At 73.2% G+C, this 15,606-nt stretch carries 14 protein-coding genes; 8 read left to right on the plus strand and 6 right to left on the minus strand.

The genetic code is table 11. The features are described from left to right. Nucleotide 1: 1 nt before the first annotated feature. Complete coding sequence (gene nirD / locus ACSJD1_RS13035) at nucleotides 2–352, minus strand: nitrite reductase small subunit NirD (RefSeq protein ID WP_438855719.1); 351 nt, start codon at nucleotides 350–352, stop codon at nucleotides 2–4. Between the two features lie 202 nt (nucleotides 353–554). On the opposite strand from nirD, the gene nirB reads away from it, so the two are divergent. The 6 genes from nirB to ACSJD1_RS13065 all read left to right on the plus strand — a co-directional run bounded on the left by nirB (nucleotide 555) and on the right by ACSJD1_RS13065 (nucleotide 10,452). After that, complete coding sequence (gene nirB, locus ACSJD1_RS13040; RefSeq protein WP_438855720.1) at nucleotides 555–3,182, plus strand: nitrite reductase large subunit NirB; 2,628 nt, start codon at nucleotides 555–557, stop codon at nucleotides 3,180–3,182. After that, entirely contained in the window at nucleotides 3,179–3,955 is a 777-nt protein-coding gene (cobA, locus tag ACSJD1_RS13045) for a uroporphyrinogen-III C-methyltransferase (RefSeq protein WP_438855721.1), read from the plus strand. The genes nirB and cobA overlap by 4 nt, the downstream gene beginning before the upstream one ends. Then, nucleotides 3,952–5,088 carry a uroporphyrinogen-III synthase gene (locus ACSJD1_RS13050; RefSeq protein WP_438855722.1) on the plus strand — a complete coding sequence of 379 codons (1,137 nt, stop codon included), beginning with the start codon at nucleotides 3,952–3,954 and terminating at the stop codon, nucleotides 5,086–5,088. The genes cobA and ACSJD1_RS13050 overlap by 4 nt, the downstream gene beginning before the upstream one ends. 133 nt (nucleotides 5,089–5,221) lie before the next feature. Further along, nucleotides 5,222–6,643, plus strand: a complete 1,422-nt coding sequence (locus tag ACSJD1_RS13055) for an MFS transporter (RefSeq protein ID WP_438855723.1) — start codon at nucleotides 5,222–5,224, stop codon at nucleotides 6,641–6,643. A gap of 72 nt (nucleotides 6,644–6,715) precedes the next feature. Next, nucleotides 6,716–8,839, plus strand: coding sequence for a molybdopterin oxidoreductase family protein (locus tag ACSJD1_RS13060; RefSeq protein WP_438855724.1), 2,124 nt, complete (start codon nucleotides 6,716–6,718; stop codon nucleotides 8,837–8,839). Next, nucleotides 8,836–10,452: an NAD(P)/FAD-dependent oxidoreductase gene (locus tag ACSJD1_RS13065; protein ID WP_438855725.1), complete on the plus strand. Its 1,617-nt coding sequence runs from the start codon at nucleotides 8,836–8,838 to the stop codon at nucleotides 10,450–10,452. Before ACSJD1_RS13060 ends, ACSJD1_RS13065 begins: the two co-directional genes overlap by 4 nt. A gap of 111 nt (nucleotides 10,453–10,563) precedes the next feature. On the opposite strand, the gene ACSJD1_RS13070 is transcribed toward ACSJD1_RS13065, so the two are convergent. The 5 genes from ACSJD1_RS13070 to rpsP all read right to left on the minus strand — a co-directional run bounded on the left by ACSJD1_RS13070 (nucleotide 10,564) and on the right by rpsP (nucleotide 13,474). Continuing rightward, complete coding sequence (locus ACSJD1_RS13070) at nucleotides 10,564–11,298, minus strand: sirohydrochlorin chelatase (protein ID WP_438855726.1); 735 nt, start codon at nucleotides 11,296–11,298, stop codon at nucleotides 10,564–10,566. Nucleotides 11,299–11,460: 162 nt separating this feature from the next. Beyond that, nucleotides 11,461–12,168: a tRNA (guanosine(37)-N1)-methyltransferase TrmD gene (trmD, locus tag ACSJD1_RS13075; protein WP_438855727.1), complete on the minus strand. Its 708-nt coding sequence runs from the start codon at nucleotides 12,166–12,168 to the stop codon at nucleotides 11,461–11,463. 9 nt (nucleotides 12,169–12,177) lie between these two features. Next, nucleotides 12,178–12,813, minus strand: coding sequence for a ribosome maturation factor RimM (rimM, locus tag ACSJD1_RS13080; protein WP_438855728.1), 636 nt, complete (start codon nucleotides 12,811–12,813; stop codon nucleotides 12,178–12,180). Nucleotide 12,814: 1 nt separating this feature from the next. After that, the gene (locus ACSJD1_RS13085) at nucleotides 12,815–13,051 is read right to left on the minus strand and encodes an RNA-binding protein (RefSeq protein WP_438855729.1); all 237 of its coding nucleotides are present in this window, start codon (nucleotides 13,049–13,051) and stop codon (nucleotides 12,815–12,817) included. A 3-nt stretch (nucleotides 13,052–13,054) separates the two neighbouring features. Then, a complete protein-coding gene (gene rpsP / locus ACSJD1_RS13090; RefSeq protein WP_438855730.1) occupies nucleotides 13,055–13,474 on the minus strand; it encodes a 30S ribosomal protein S16 in 420 nt (139 codons plus the stop codon). 192 nt (nucleotides 13,475–13,666) lie between these two features. On the opposite strand from rpsP, the gene ACSJD1_RS13095 reads away from it, so the two are divergent. Next, the gene (locus ACSJD1_RS13095) at nucleotides 13,667–14,602 is read left to right on the plus strand and encodes an ornithine cyclodeaminase family protein (protein ID WP_438855731.1); all 936 of its coding nucleotides are present in this window, start codon (nucleotides 13,667–13,669) and stop codon (nucleotides 14,600–14,602) included. Beyond that, complete coding sequence (locus ACSJD1_RS13100) at nucleotides 14,602–15,588, plus strand: proline racemase family protein (RefSeq protein WP_438855732.1); 987 nt, start codon at nucleotides 14,602–14,604, stop codon at nucleotides 15,586–15,588. The genes ACSJD1_RS13095 and ACSJD1_RS13100 overlap by 1 nt, the downstream gene beginning before the upstream one ends. The last annotated feature ends 18 nt before the right edge of the window (nucleotides 15,589–15,606 follow it).

Raw genomic sequence — 15,606 nt, forward strand, 5'->3', positions numbered from 1 at the left:
TTCAGGCGTCGAACTCCACCTGGATCATCCCGCCGACGACCCGCGTTCGATAGGTGCGGAGCCCCATCGACGGATCGGTGAAGCACTCCCCCGTGCCGAGGTCGTAGACCTCCTTGTGCAGCGGCGAGGCGATCGTCGGCCGGTCGCCGCGCGACCCGACGATGCCGCGCGCCATGACGGGTGCGCCCGTGTGCGGGTCGTGGTGGTCCACCGCGTACACCTCGTCGCCGTCGACGCGCACCAGGGCGACCATGCGTGCTCCGACAAGTGCGACCTCGCCCCACCCCGGTTCGAGGTCGGCGACGCCGCACGCAGGGACCCAGCCGGTCGTGAGTTCGATGGTCGACGTCATGTGCGGCTTCCTCTCGTCGGTGACGGCGACGCTACGGGGCGCATGTTTCACCGGTCGCCCCACCGGTGTTTCGCGCGGGTGAAACCCCCCTCACACGACACGCGGCGTCATGCGAGGTCTCCGAGCGCTTGTGTTACGGCTCCGAAACAGGGGCGAAACCGCGCAGCCGTACGCTCGCCGGCAACCCAGGACCGGAGGAGCCATGAACGACACCGAGATCGATGCCGTCGCCCCGCGGGACGTCCTCGTCGTCGGCGGCGGGCCCGCCGCCCACCGACTCGCCGACAGCCTCCACGCCCGCGACGGCGGCCGCACGCTCCGCGTGACCGTCGTCGCAGACGAGCCCTACGCGCCGTACGACCGGGTCGCGCTGAGCAACCGGCTCGCCGACTCCGACGCCGACCTCGCCCTGCCCCCGACGCCGTGGACGGTCGGGGCGGTGCGACTGATCACCGGCGAGCGAGTGACCGGGGTGGATGCCGCGGCCGGCATGGCCACGACGGCGAACGGCCTCGAGTTGCCCTTCGACGAGCTCGTGCTCGCGACCGGCTCGAGCGCACCGGTGCCGCCGATCCCGGGCAACGAGCACATCCGCGTCTACCGCACGATCGACGACGTCGACGCGCTCGTCGGCGAGACCCGGGGCCTCGCCCGGCGCCTCGGCCGCGCTCCTCGCGTCGTCGTCGCCGGCGGCGGGCTGCTCGGCCTCGAGGCCGCGGGCGGCCTCGCGAAGCTCGGCGCGAAGGCCGCGATCGTGCATTCCGGATCCTGGCTGATGTCGGCGCAGCTCGACGAGGGCGCCGGGCGCGCGCTCGGGCGCATCATCGCCGGCCAGGGCATCGACCTGCACCTCGGGGTCCGCCCCGCCAAGGTGCTCACGGGCAGCGGCGGCGTCGTGGGGGTGGAGCTCACCGACGACCGCCGCGTCGACGCCGACCTCGTCGTGTTCGCGATCGGGATCACGCCGCGCGACGAGCTGGCTCGGGCGATGGGGCTCGAGCTCGGCCCGCGCGGTGGCGTCGCGATCGACACGGCGTGCGCGGCATCCGCACCCCATGTCTGGGCGATCGGCGAGGTCGCGAGCTTCGAGGGCCGCTGCACCGGCCTCGTCGCCCCGGCGAACGCGATGGCCGAAGTGGTCGCCGACCGCCTGCTGGGCGGCGCGGCCCGGTTCACGACGGTCGACGACGCGACGAAGCTGAAGCTCGCGGGCGTCGACGTCGCCAGCTTCGGCGACGCGCTCGCGCGGACCGACCAGGCGCTCGAGATCGTCTACGCCGACCCGGCGCGCGGCATGTACCAGAAGCTCGTCATGACCGACGACGCGAAGACCCTGCTCGGCGGTGTCTTCGTCGGCGATGCCTCGCCGTACGCGTCGCTCCGGCCGCTCCTCGGCACCGAGCTGTCCGGCGAGCCTGCGGCCTACCTGTCGGCGTCGGGCATGGAGGCGCCCGCGGGCGACGAGCTCCCGGCATCCGCCCTGGTCTGCGCCTGCAACACCGTCGCGGCCGGCACGATCCGCGACGCGGTGAACGGGCCGCACGGCGAGCACGCCGAGGGCTGCGCCGAGCTCGGTCCGCTCAAGGCCTGCACGCGCGCGGGCACCCAGTGCGGATCGTGCGTGCCGCTCGTGAAGAAGCTGCTCGAGGCCGAGCTGGAGAAGTCGGGCCAGACGGTCTCGCGCGCGCTGTGCGAGCACTTCCCGATCTCGCGACAGGAGATCTTCGAGTCCGTCAGGGTGCTGGAGCTGACCGCGTTCGAGGAGATCATCGGCCGGCTGGGCACGGGGCGCGGCTGCGACGTGTGCAAGCCCGTGGTCGCCTCGGTGCTCGCCGCCCAGCACGGCTCGTACATCCTCGACGGCGGCCGCGGCGGCCTGCAGGACACGAACGACCGGGCGATGGCGAACATGCAGAAGGACGGCACGTACTCGGTCGTGCCGCGCATCCCGGCCGGCGAGATCACGCCGCAGAAGCTCGCCGTGATCGCCCAGGTCGCCACCGACTACGGGCTGTACACGAAGATCACCGGCGGCCAGCGGATCGACCTGTTCGGCGCCAGGCTCGACCAGCTCCCCGACATCTGGAAGCGGCTCATCGATGCCGGCTTCGAGTCGGGGCAGGCCTACGGCAAGGCGCTGCGCAACGTCAAGAGCTGCGTCGGCTCGACCTGGTGCCGGTACGGCGTGCAGGACTCGGTCGCGATGGCGATCCGCCTCGAGCTCCGCTACCGAGGGCTCCGGTCGCCGCACAAGCTGAAGTTCGGCGTCTCGGGCTGCGCGCGCGAATGCGCCGAGGCGCGGGGCAAGGACGTCGGCGTGATCGCGACCGAGCAGGGGTGGAACCTCTACGTCGGTGGCAACGGCGGGTTCCAGCCGACGCACGCGCAACTGCTCGCGAGCGACCTCGACGACGAGACGCTCATCCGGTACATCGACCGCTACATGATGTACTACATCCGCACCGCCGACCGGCTGCAGCGGACGGCCCGGTGGATCGAGGACCTCGAGGGCGGGCTCGACCACGTCCGCGACGTCGTCGTGCACGACTCGCTGGGCCTCGCCGACGAACTCGAGGCGGCGATGGCGACGCACGTCGACACGTACGAGGACGAGTGGGCGGCGACCCTCGCCGATCCCGAGCGGCTGCGCCGCTTCCGTCCGTTCGTGAACGCCCCCGACCCCGACGACCCCGAGGCGGCGTCGGTCGCGGCGCTCGCGCGCGTCGAGGAGCGCGGCCAGCTCCGGCCGGCCCGACCCGACGAGATCGCCCGCGGCGAGGCCGTGCTCGTCGCCGGACCCGTGATCCCGGTCAGGGGGGCCGACGCGTGACCGGGCGCGTGACGCTCGTGGGCGGCGGCCCCGGGCGCGAGGAGTTCCTCACCGTCGCGGCCGTCCGGGCGCTCGGCACGGCCGACGTCGTGCTGTACGACCGCCTCGCGCCGCACGCGCGCCTGGCCGAGCTCGCACCCGACGCCGAGCTCGTCGACGTCGGCAAGCGGCCCGGCCACCACGCGCTGCCGCAGGAGGAGATCGAGGCGCTCCTCGTCGCGCACGCGGTCGCGGGCCGCCACGCCGTCCGCCTGAAGGGCGGCGACCCGTACGTGTTCGGCCGCGGGGGCGAGGAGGTGCTCGCGTGCCACCGGGCCGGAGTGCCGGTCGAGGTGGTCCCCGGGGTCACGAGTGCGGTCTCCGTGCCCGGCGCCGCCGGCATCCCGCTCACCCATCGCGGCATCAGCCGCCTCTTCACCGTCGTCTCCGGGCACGCGCCGCTCAGCGACGACGAGCTCCGCCACCTCGCGGGCCTCGGCGGCACGATCGTCGTGCTCATGGGCGTGGGCACGCTGCCCCAGCTGGCCGCCGGACTCGCCCGGCACGGCATGACCGGTTCGATGCCGGTCGCGATCATCGAGCGCGGCTTCGGCTGCGACCAGCGCACCACGGTCGCCGAACTCTCGGGCATCGTCTCCGCGGCGGGACTGGCTCGCGTCGCCTCCCCCGCGGTGATCGTCGTCGGCGAGGTCGTCCGCCTCGCGCACGACGGCGATCGCACCGCGGCCGAGCTCATGGAGCGCGCGGCGGGCTTCGCGGCGGTGGCTCCGTGACCGACCAGGTCGAGGCGACGATCGGATTCCGTCCCGACCAGCTCGAGGGGTTCCGGATCGGCGTGACGAGCGACCGCCGATCCGCGGACCTCATCGATGCGTTCGTTCGACGCGGCGCCCAGGTCGTGCACGCGCCGACCATCCGCATGGCGAACGCGAGCTCCGACGAGCCCGTGATCGCCGACACGCGCGCGATCATCGAGGCCCGGCCCGACGTGCTCCTCGCGACCACGGCCTACGGCGTGCGTCGCTGGTTCGAGGTGGCGGATGCCGCGGGGCTCGGCGACGAGCTCGTGTGCGCGCTCGGGCGCACCGCCATCCTGGTCCGCGGCCCGAAGGCGCGCGGCGGCATCCGCGCGGCCGGTCTCGACGACGTCGGCATGAGCGCCGAGGAGACCACCGAGTCGCTCATCGACGAGGTCCTCGCGACGCATCCCCCGGGCCTGACGGTCGCGGTCCAGCTGCACGGCTACCTGCCCTCCGAGGCCCTCGATCGCCTCCGCGACGCGCACGGTCGCGTCCTGACCGTCGAGCCGTACCGCTGGATCGACCCGGATCTCACGGACGAGCGCGTCGACCGCCTGATCGAGGCCGCCTGCACGGGCGGCCTCGACTGCATCACGTTCACGAGCGCGCCCGCCGTGCATGCGCTCCTCATGGCCGCCGAGGCCCGCGGCCGGTACGACGACCTCGTCGATGCGATGCGCGGACCGGTGGTCGCCGCGACCGTCGGGCCGGTGACGTCAGCGCCGCTCGTCGCGGCGGGGATCCACCCGCTCCAGCCCGACCGGTTCCGCATGGGCGCCATGATCCGCCAGGTGTGCGAGCACCTCGAGGACACGCGCGTGATCCGCCTCGAGACGCAGTACGGCCCCCTCGCCCTGCGCGGCTCGGTCGTCGAGGTCCGCGGACGCCGCGTGGCGCTGCCGCCCGTCGCGCTCTCCATCCTCCGGCCCCTCGTCCACGCCCGGGGATCGGTGGTCGCACGCGATCGCCTCGCTGCGGGCATGCCGGGCACCGCCGACGAGCATGCGCTCGAGGTCGCCCTGAGCCGCCTCCGGCAGACCCTCGGAGTGCCCGGGCTCATCTCGACCGTGGTCAAGCGCGGCTACCGGATCGACGTCCGACCATGACCTCACATCGGCCTTCGGCAGGGGTGAGCAGGTGGGAACACGAAGTTCACCGCCCGCGCCGGTCGGGGAAACACGGCGTGGATAGCGTCGCCTCACCAGCTCGACGAGAGCCCGACTTCCACCGGAGGCAACGATGACCGAGACCCTGTCCGCCGCCACGGCAGCGGCCCCCGCGGCCCCTGCCACGCTCGCGCCGCCCAGCGGCCCACTCACCCACCGACCCGGCCGTTGGATCGACGGCTGGGACCCGGAGAACCACGTCCAGTGGGAGGGCGAGGGCCGGCGCATCGCCGCCCGCAACCTCCGCTGGTCGATCTTCGCCGAGTTCCTCGGCTTCGTCGTGTGGCAGCTGTGGTCGATCGTGGTGGTCGCGCTTCCCGCCGCGGGCTTCACGTTCGACACGGGCCAGGTCTTCTGGCTGATCTCGATCCCGGCGCTCGTCGGCGCGACGCTGCGCATCCCGTACACCTTCATGGTCCCCCGCTTCGGCGGCCGCAACTGGACGATCGTCTCGGCCGGCCTGCTGCTCATCCCGGCGATCGGCCTCGCGGTCGCGGTGTCGAACCCCGAGACGCCGTTCGGCGTCATGCTCGCGATCGCGGCGCTCGCCGGATTCGGCGGCGGCAACTTCGCGAGCTCGATGTCGAACATCACGTACTTCTACCCCCAGCGGGAGAAGGGCTGGGCACTGGGGCTGAACGCCGCGGGCGGCAACCTCGGGGCGTCGGTGGCGCAGTTCGTCGTGCCGATCGCGATCACGATCGGTGCGGCCGTCACGCTGAACCTCCCGCTCGCGGGATGGATCTGGGTGCCGTTCATCGTCATCGCGATGGTCGGCGCGGCGTTCCGCATGGACAACCTCTCGAACGCGAAGGCGGATGTCGCGGCATCCCTCGCGGCGCTGAAGGAGCCGCACCTCTGGATCCTCGCCGTGCTCTACATCGGCACGTTCGGCTCGTTCATCGGGTTCGCCGGCGTCTTCCCGAAGCTCATCGCCGACCAATTCCCCGACTTCTCCGCGTTCCACGTCGGCACGGCGACGCTCTCGCTGGCATTCATGGGCGCGCTCGTCGGCTCGCTCGCCCGTCCGTACGGCGGTCGGCTGGCCGACCGGTTCGGCGGGACGCAGATCACGATCGGGGCCTTCGCCGTGATGGCGCTCGGGGCGCTGGCGGTGGTCTGGACGCTCCCGCTCGGGAACTTCTGGCTCTTCCTCGGCCTGTTCCTGGTGCTCTTCACCGCCTCGGGCGTCGGCAACGGCTCGACCTACCGGATGATCCCGACGGTGTTCGCCCTCCGTGCGGGGGCGCGCAACGCGCACGAGTCGGCGGGCGACGTGAGCTCGCAGCGCAAGGCCGCGGCCGCGCTCGGCATCATCTCCGCGGTCGGCGCGTACGGAGGGTTCGTGATCCCGCAGCTGCTCGGCTACTCCAAGACCACGTTCGGCGACTACACGACGGGTCTCGGTTGGTTCGTGTGGGCGTACGCTGTGATGCTCCTGATCACCGCGGGCGTCTACCTGACGCTCTCGAAGCGGTCCGGACACCGGATCTGACCGGGGCGGGCCGGGCGACCTCACCGCCCGGCCCGCCTCAACCCCAGCCGACGACGGATCCCGGAGGACGACATGGCAGCCGACACCCACTGCCCGTACTGCGCCCTCCAGTGCGCGATGACGTTGACGGCGACGGATGCCCCGGCCGCGCGCCTCACGGGGGATGCCGCGACGGCGCCCGTGACGGTCGCCGGCCGCGACTTCCCCACCAATCGCGGCGGACTCTGCAAGAAGGGCTGGACCTCGGCGGAGCTCCTCGCCTCCCCGTCCCGGCTGACCGCGCCGCTCGTGCGCGATGCCGACGGCGTGCTGCGCGAGACGACGTGGGACACGGCCCTCGAGTTCGTCGCCGACCGGCTCCGCGCCATCCGCTCGCAGCACGGCGCCGATGCCGTCGGCGTCTTCGGCGGCGGCGGGCTGACGAACGAGAAGGCGTACCTGCTCGGCAAGTTCGCCCGGCTCGCGCTCGGCACGAGCCGGATCGACTACAACGGCCGATACTGCATGTCGTCGGCGGCGGCCGCGGGAAACCGCGCGTTCGGCATCGACCGGGGCCTGCCGTTCCCGCTCTCCGACCTCGACGAGGCCTCGACGGTCCTCCTGCTCGGAACGAACGTCGCCGAGACCATGCCGCCCTTCATGGGCCACCTCGCCGGCGCGCAGGCGGCGGGCGGGCTCATCGTCGTCGATCCACGACGCACGGCGACCGCACGGCTCGCCGACGACGGACAGGGCCTGCACGTCCAGCCGGCACCCGGCACCGACCTGATGCTGCTGCTCGGCCTCGGGCACGTCGTGATCGCCGAGCGCCTCGTCGACGACGCGTACGTGGGCGCTCGCACGACCGGCTACGCCGCGGTCAGGCGGAGCGTCGCCCAGTGGTGGCCCGAGCGCGTGCAGTCGGTCACTGGCGTGCCGGCCGCGACGGTCCGAGCCATCGCCCGTCGTCTCGCGTCCGGCGATCGCACGTACATCCTCACCGGCCGGGGCGTCGAGCAGCACGTCGACGGCACCGACACCGCGACCGCCGCGATCAACCTCGCGCTGCTGCTCGGGCTGCCCGGTCGCCCCGGCAGCGGGTACGGCACGCTGACCGGCCAGGGCAACGGCCAGGGCGGCCGCGAGCACGGGCAGAAGTGCGACCAGCTTCCCGGGTACCGCAGGATCACCGATCCCGCCGCGCGCGAACACGTCGCCCGGGTCTGGGGCGTGGACGCGTCGGAGATCCCCGGTCCCGGACTGCCCGCGATCGAGCTGCTCGGCTCGCTCGGGCGGCCCGACGGCGTGCGGGCGCTGCTCGTGCACGGCTCGAACCTCGTGGTGTCCTCCCCCAACGTCGCGGAGGTCCGCCGGGGCGTCGACCGCCTCGACCTCCTCGTCGTGTGCGACTTCGTGCTCTCCGAGACGGCGGCCCTGGCCGACGTGGTGCTCCCCGTCCCGCAGTGGGCCGAGGAGGAGGGCACGATGACGAACCTCGAGGGACGCGTCATCCGTCGCCGCCCCGCGCTCGCGCCGCCGCCCGGTGCGCGCGACGAGCTCCGGATCCTGCACGAGTTGGCGAAGCGGCTCGGGTCGACCGCGCGATTCGACACCGAGCCCGAGGCGGTCTTCGAGGAACTGCGCCTCGCCTCCGAGGGCGGAATCGCGGACTACTCGGGCATCGACTACGCGCTGCTCGACTCCGGCGCCGAGGCCTTCTGGCCGTTCCCGCGCGGCGGCGAGGGCACGCCCCGGCTCTTCGCGGAACGCTTCCACCACGACGACGGGCTCGCCCGCCTCGTCGCCGTCGCACCCCGCGCCGGTGCCCGCCCCACACAGTCGCCGGACCAGCTGACGCTCGTGACCGGCCGACTCCTCGAGCACTACCAGAGCGGCGCGCAGACGCGCCGGGTACCCGAGCTGCTCGGCGCCCAGCCCGATGCGCGAGCCGCCATCCATCCCGCCACGGCGGCCCGGCTGGGCATCGCCGACGACGAGCCCGTCGAGGTCGCGAACGAGCGCGGCACGGTGCGCTGCCGCGCACGGCTGACCACCGACATCCGCCCCGACTCGGTGTTCCTGCCGTTCCACTACGGCGACGAGCAGGCCGCCAACCTCCTGACCTCGGACGCGGTCGACCCGATCTCGTCGATGCCCGAGTTCAAGGCCAACCTCGTGCGCGTGACGCGCCTCGTCGAAGCGGGAGTCGAATCATGAGCCCTCTCCGGATCGTCCTCATCGGCTACGGCCCGGTCGGCGCGCGCTTCGTCGAGGACCTGCTGCCCGCCGTGCGCACCGGCGCGGTCGCGCTCACGGTCGTCGCGGGCGAGCCGGTCGAGGCCTACAACCGGGTCCTCGTCGCGGAGTACGCCGTCGGCAACGCCGACCTCGACGCGATGCTCATCGGCGACCGCGACGCCGCCGAGGCGGCCGGCGCGAGGATCCTCCTCGGCGTGCGGGCGACGCGCATCGACCGCGACGCGCACCTGGTCCGGCTCTCGACGGGCGACGCGCTCCCGTACGACCGGCTCGTGCTCGCCACCGGCTCCCGCGCGAACGTGCCGACGCTCGACGGCGTCGAGCGTCCGCGGCGCGACCTCGCCGACCTCGAGCGACACCCCGCCCGCCTCGTCGCGCGCGATGACGACCTGCCCGCCGGCGTGACGGCGCTCCGCGACCTCGACGACGCCGAACGCGTGCGCGACGCGGTCCGCGGCCGACGCCGGATCGTCGTGCTCGGCGCGGGCGTGCTCGGCCTCGAGCTGGCGCTCGCCGCCGCGCATGCGGGCGCCCAGGTCTGCGTCGTGCACCATGGGCCGCACCCGATGCCGCGCAACCTCGACCGCGGCGGCGGCCACGTGCTGCGCTCGGCGCTGCGCCGCACGGGCATCACCGTCATCGCGCACAGCCGCGCCGAGGCGATCGGATTCCGCACCGACGCCGACGACACGCGGCGCTTCGACATGCTCGTCACGGCCGACGGCAAGCAGGTGCGAGGCGACCTGCTCGTGCTCTCGTGCGGGGTGAGCCCGCGGAACGAGCTGGCCACGCTCGCCGGACTCCGCACGGCCGTCGGCGTCGTCGTCGGCCCCGACCTGCGCAGCTGGAGCGACCCGGACGTGTTCGCCATCGGCGACTGCGCCCAAGTCGTCGAACGCACCGAGGAGACCGCCGGCCGCCGGATCCTGCCCGGAGCCCCGTCCGGGCTCATCGGGCCGGGATGGCGTCAGGCCGAGCACCTCGCGGGCCGCTTCGCCGCGGAAGCGGCCGACCCCGCGATGGGATCGGCCGTCGCACCGCTGCCGCCCGAACGCGACGCGATCGTCATGCTCAAGGCCGAGCACGTCGACGTCGTCGCGGTCGGCGACCTCACCGCCGACCCGTGGGAGGACGACGCGCTCTCGCCGCGACGTCGTATCGCCCAATGGGCCGATCCGGAGCACCTCCGCTACGTGAAGATGGTGACGGAGGACGGGATCCTGACGGGCTTCGCGAGCGTGGGGATGCCCCGGACGGCGGCCGAGCTCACCCTGCTGTTCGAGCGACGTGCCGAGCTGCCCGCGGACCGGTCGCTGCTGCTGCGCTTCGACGGGCCAGACGACGATCCGTCGGCGAACGCCGACGCGTTCGCGCCCGAGGCGACCGTCTGCTGGTGCAATGGCGTCACCGTGGGGCGCATCCAGGAGTCGGCGGCGTGCGGCAACGCGACGGTCGAGTGCGTCGGGCGCGACACCAGAGCCGGTACCGGCTGCGGCGGATGCCGCGGGCGCATCGCCGAGGTCCTGGCGCGCGCCGCTGAGGCCGACGGGGCGGAGAGCCTCACCACCTGATGGGCGTCGAGCGCGCGGGCGGCGGCATCCGCGCCGACCGCTCCTCGACGCGCGAGGCGCGGCCTCTGCCGCTCCGCGATCGACGCCTCCGTGGCGTCGACCGTGAGGCGGTCAGGCGTGCTCGCGCTGATCCTGCTCGACGGCGGAGTACCGGTCGAGGACCAGCTCGACGAGCGCGGGCGGCGGAGCCGCGGCCGGCACGAGCAGCGGATCGGCGATGGCGTCGGCACCGGCGGCGACCGCCTGGTCGTAGAAGGTGCCGGGCGCGAGCAGGTACGGTCCGACGACGATCCTCGACCCGGGGTGCACCTCGCGGATCATCTCGATCGCGTCGGGCAACCGCGGGATCGCCGCCGCGATGAATCCGACCGTGACCGACCGCCCGAGCCGCTGGCCGAGCCTCCGGGCAGTCTCGAAGCACTCGCGCACGGCGCGCGGATCGTTCGAACCCGCCGCGGCGAGGAGGACGGTGTCGCCGTCGGCGAGCCCCGCGGCGAGCAGGCGCTCGGCGAGCACCTCGACGAGGCGCTCGTCGGGGCCGAGCTCCGCGGCCAGGCGCGCGGACCCGCCGATGCGGTCGAGTCCGAGCGAGAGTCCGGTCCTCACGTGGAAGCCCGCCGAGAGCACGAGCGGCACGATGACCGCGTCGGGCTCGGCGGCGGCTTCGAGGGCGGCGCCGATGTCGGCGTTGCTGGCGTCGACGAAGGTGATCGAGACGTCGAGGTCGGGGCGGGCCGACGCGACGCCGTCGATGAGGCGGATGACCGCCTCGCGGTTGGCGGTCGACGGGGTTCCGTGGGTGACGGCGACGAGCCGGAGCGGCGGGCGACGGGCCGGATCCGACATGTTCCCGGCATCGCTCGTCCGACCCATCTCACGCCCGCGCTTTCCGGCGGAATCCGGTCTCACCCGCCGATCCGACGGTATTCAGGGCGTGTTTCGCGGAGCGGACCCGCGTGTTTCCGGCGCGTGAAGAGTGCCTCACGCGGCGGGCGGCGCCGATGCGGGTCAGCCGGCGTCGGGACGGTCCTCGCCGAGCAGCTCGGGCCGCACGCGCCGGGTGCGTTCGACCTGCTGCTCGTGCCTCCACTCGGCGACCCTGCCGTGGTGCCCGGAGAGCAGCACGGGCGGCACCTCGAGGCCACGCCAGACGGCGGGCTTGGTGTAGCTCGGGTACTCGAGCAGTCCGTCCTCGTGCGACTCCTCGACGAGGCTCTCGGGGTTGCCGACGACGCCGGGAACGAGCCGGCCCGCCGCCTCGATCATCGCCATCACGGCGACCTCGCCGCCGTTCAGCACGTAGTCGCCGAGGCTGATAAGGCGCACCCGCATGCGGGTCGCGTAGTGGTCGACGACGCGCTGGTCGATGCCCTCGTAGCGGCCGCAGGCGAACACGAGGTGCTGCTCCGCCGCGAGCTCTCGAGCGGTCGCCTGCGTGAACGGCTCGCCGGCCGGCGACGGCACGACGAGCAGCGCATCGGAGTCGCCGTCGCCGACGATGGAGTCGAGCGCCTCGCCCCACGGCTCGGGCTTCATGACCATGCCGGCGCCACCGCCGTACGGGGTGTCGTCGACCGTGCGGTGACGATCGTGGGTGAAGTCGCGGAGGTCGTGCGCGGCGACGTCGATCAGGCCCGACTGGCGCGCCTTGCCGAGCAGCGACAGGTCGAGCACGTCGAAGAACGACGGGAAGATCGTGACGATGTCGATGCGCATCGTCGGGGCCTAGGCGTCGGGGTTCTCGTCGGGCGCCTGCGCGCCGTCGGCCGCGGCATCGGCGACGGATGCCTCGGGGCTCGCGGTCTCCTCGATGAGCTCCTCGGGAAGCTCCTCGAACAGCCCCGGCGGCGGCGTGACGGTGAGCGTTCCGGCCTCGACATCGACCTCGGGGACGAACGCCGAGACGAACGGCACCATCACGTCGCCGCGCGCCGTCTTGACGATGAGGAGGTCCTGGGCAGGCAGGTGATCGACATGCGCCACCTGGCCGATGCGCTCGCCGTCGCGGAGGACGGCGAGGCCGATGAGCTGGTGGTCGTACCAGGCGTCGGGTTCGGGCTCCTCGTCGACGGGCTGGTCGACCCAGAGGATGGCCTTGACGAGGCCCTCGGCCGCGGTGCGGTCGTCGACGCCCTCGAAGAACCCGACCGGCTGGCCGTTGTACCAGCGCAGTTCGCGGAACTCGAGGGTCCGGCCGTGCCACGGCGACTCCTCGGGCACCTGCAGGGAGAACACCGCACCGGGAACGAAGCGCCGCTCGGGGTCGTCGGTGTACAGCTCGAGCTTGAGGGCGCCCTTCAGGCCGTGCGCCTTCGTCAGCCGGCCGACGCGGAGCTGCTGGGGACGGGTTGCCGCGGCCACGTCAGTCGTCGGTGTCGACGACGTCGACCCGGACCCGGCGGCCGTCGGCGAGGGCGGCGACGAGCGTGCGCAGCGCCTTCGCGGTGCGACCGGACCGCCCGATGACGCGGCCGAGGTCCTCGGGGTGCACGTGCACCTCGAGGACCTCGCCGCGTGCGCTCGACGCGGAGACGACCTTCACCTCGTCGGGGTGATCGACGATCCCCTTGACGAGGTGCTCGAGCGCGGAAGAGAGCAAGGCTTACGCCTCGTCCGACGCGGTCTCGTCGGCGGCGGGGGCCTCGGCGGGCTCCTCGGCCTTGGCCGGCTTCTCGGCCTTGGGCTTCACGACCGACTTCTTTGCCGTGTCGACCGAGTACTCGGCCTTCGGCGCGGCGGTCTGGACGGTGTTCTTGGCGTTCTTGTCGCCCTTGAACGTGCCCCAGTCGCCGGTCAGCTTGAGGATGGCGAGGACCTGCTGGGTCGGCTGCGCGCCGACGCCGAGCCAGTACTGCGCCCGCTCCGAGTCGACCTGGATGAACGACGGGTTCTCGGTCGGGTGGTACTTGCCGATCTCCTCGATCACGCGACCGTCGCGCTTGGTGCGCGAGTCGGCGACGACGATGCGGTAGTACGGGGCACGGATCTTGCCGAGCCGCTTGAGGCGGATCTTGACAGCCACGATTCTCCTGGATGTGTTGTGAGGTAGGCGAACTGACAGCCGTGAGCGTGGGGTGCACACTCGGCGGAAGCTCAATGGGTGCTCTGCGCGCCGGATAGAGGGTCGGGCGGTACAGAACTCGACTGACCATTCTTGCAGATTCCGCGCCGAAACGAGAATCCTCGCGGTCTCACGCCTGAATACGATGGGCGCATGCGCGGCACCCTCGATTCCCTCTCCCTCATCGACGGGCCCGCGATCGCCGAGCGCGCGTCGATGCGGTCGGCCGTCGACGCGATCGCGCGGGTGCTGCGCGACGGGCACGATCCCGATGCCGATCCACCGCGGAGCATCGTCGACGTGCGCCACGGCCAGCTGCTGCTGATGCCGTCCGAACTCGGCGGATGGGTCGGCCAGAAGCTCGCCACCGTCGCACCGGGCAACCCCGCGCACGGCCTCGACCGGATCCAGGCCCTCTACGTCCTCATCGACGCCGAGACCCTCACCCCGGTCGCCCTGCTCGACGGCACCGAGCTCACGAGCCTCCGCACGCCGGCGGTGTCGGCCGCCGTGCTCGAGGTCGTCGCCGCACCCGAGGCCGCCTCGCTCGTCGTGTTCGGCACCGGCCCGCAGGGTGTCCGGCACGTCGAGGCGATGCGGGCGATCCGCCCGATCTCGCGGGTCAGGTTCGTCGGGCGGGATCCGGAGCGGGCGCGACGGGCGGTGGCGAGCGTCGCGCGCCCGGGGCTCGACGTCGCGGTCGGCACCGCGGCGGACGTCGCCGACGCCGACCTCGTCGTGTGCGCGACGACCGCGCGCGAGCCCCTGTTCGAGGGCGCCCTCGTTGCGGAGCACGCGGCGGTCGTCGCCGTCGGCTCGCACGAGCCCACCGCCCGCGAGCTCCCGGGCGAGCTCCTCGGCCGCGCCCACGTCGTCGTCGAGTCGACGCGCGTCGCGCTCCGCGAGGCGGGCGACGTGATCCTTGCGATCGGCGAGGGCCGGCTCACGGCCGACGGGTTGATCCCGATGTCCACGCTCTTCGACGGCTCGCCCGCGCCATCCGGCCGCCCCGTCGTCGTCAAGACCTGCGGCATGGGATGGCAGGACCTGGCGGTCGCCCCGCTCGCCCTCCCGGACGGTTCGCGCTGATGGCCCGGTGGCGGACCGAGGACTGGCACACGGCGGGCGAGCCGTTCCGGATCGTGCTCGACGCGCCCGTCGAGGGCGCGACGGTCGCGGACCGCCGGGTCGCGGCGATGGCGGGGCCCGCCGACGACCTGCGCCGGTTCCTCTGCCTCGAGCCGCGCGGGCACGACGACATGTACGGCGGGTTCATCACGCCTCCCGACGACGACGGCGCGGACTTCGGGGTGCTGTTCTGGCACAAGGACGGCTTCTCGACCGCGTGCGGCCACGGCACCATGGCGCTCGGCGCGTGGGCCGTGCGCACGGGTCGCGTGGCCGCGCCGGACGACGGCGAGGCGGTCGTCACGATCGACGTGCCGAGCGGTCGCGTGCAGGCGCGCGTGCAACGCACCGGCGGCCGCACGAGCGCCGTCGTCTTCCGGAACGTCCCGTCGCGCGTGCTCGCGACCGGCCTCCGCCTCGAGACCAGTCGTGGAGCCGTCGAGGTCGACCTGGTCTTCGGCGGCGCGGTGTACGCGACGCTCCCCGCCGCCGCGCTCGGCCTCGAGGTGACGCCCGCGCAGTCGTCCGAGCTCATCCGCCTGGGCCGCGAGATCAAGTGGGCCCTGAACGGCCACCCCGACGCGCAACTCGCCGACGACCGCCTCTCCGGCGTCTACGGCACCATCCTCGTCGACGACCTCGGGCGCACCGACGAGGGACCCTGGCAGCGGAACGTCACCGTCTTCGCCGACGGCGAGGTCGACCGGAGCCCGTGCGGCTCCGGCACCGCGGCACGCGTGGCGCTCCTCGCGCACCGTGGCGAGCTCGCCGACGGCGAGGTGCTCGCGCACGACTCGATCATCGGCACGAGGTTCCACGCGCGCGTGGCGGAGCGCACCGCCGAGGGCGTGGTGCCCGAGGTCACCGGGCAGGTGTATCGCATCGGCACGTGCGAGTTCGAGCTCGACCCGGACGACCCGCTGGCGGCGGGCTTCAGCCTGCGCTGACCGCCGACCCCGACCTCG

Origin of the sequence: Agromyces excoecariae (genome assembly GCF_051715505.1) — a bacterium.
Taxonomy (GTDB): domain Bacteria; phylum Actinomycetota; class Actinomycetes; order Actinomycetales; family Microbacteriaceae; genus Agromyces.

Coding starts and splice junctions, on each gene's coding strand:
- nirD (WP_438855719.1), bottom strand. CDS start 352: ATGACGTCGACCATCGAACTCACGACCGGCTGGGTCCCTGCGTGCGGC.
- nirB (WP_438855720.1), top strand. CDS start 555: ATGAACGACACCGAGATCGATGCCGTCGCCCCGCGGGACGTCCTCGTC.
- ACSJD1_RS13055 (WP_438855723.1), top strand. CDS start 5,222: ATGACCGAGACCCTGTCCGCCGCCACGGCAGCGGCCCCCGCGGCCCCT.
- ACSJD1_RS13060 (WP_438855724.1), top strand. CDS start 6,716: ATGGCAGCCGACACCCACTGCCCGTACTGCGCCCTCCAGTGCGCGATG.
- ACSJD1_RS13065 (WP_438855725.1), top strand. CDS start 8,836: ATGAGCCCTCTCCGGATCGTCCTCATCGGCTACGGCCCGGTCGGCGCG.
- ACSJD1_RS13070 (WP_438855726.1), bottom strand. CDS start 11,298: ATGTCGGATCCGGCCCGTCGCCCGCCGCTCCGGCTCGTCGCCGTCACC.
- trmD (WP_438855727.1), bottom strand. CDS start 12,168: ATGCGCATCGACATCGTCACGATCTTCCCGTCGTTCTTCGACGTGCTC.
- ACSJD1_RS13095 (WP_438855731.1), top strand. CDS start 13,667: ATGCGCGGCACCCTCGATTCCCTCTCCCTCATCGACGGGCCCGCGATC.
- ACSJD1_RS13100 (WP_438855732.1), top strand. CDS start 14,602: ATGGCCCGGTGGCGGACCGAGGACTGGCACACGGCGGGCGAGCCGTTC.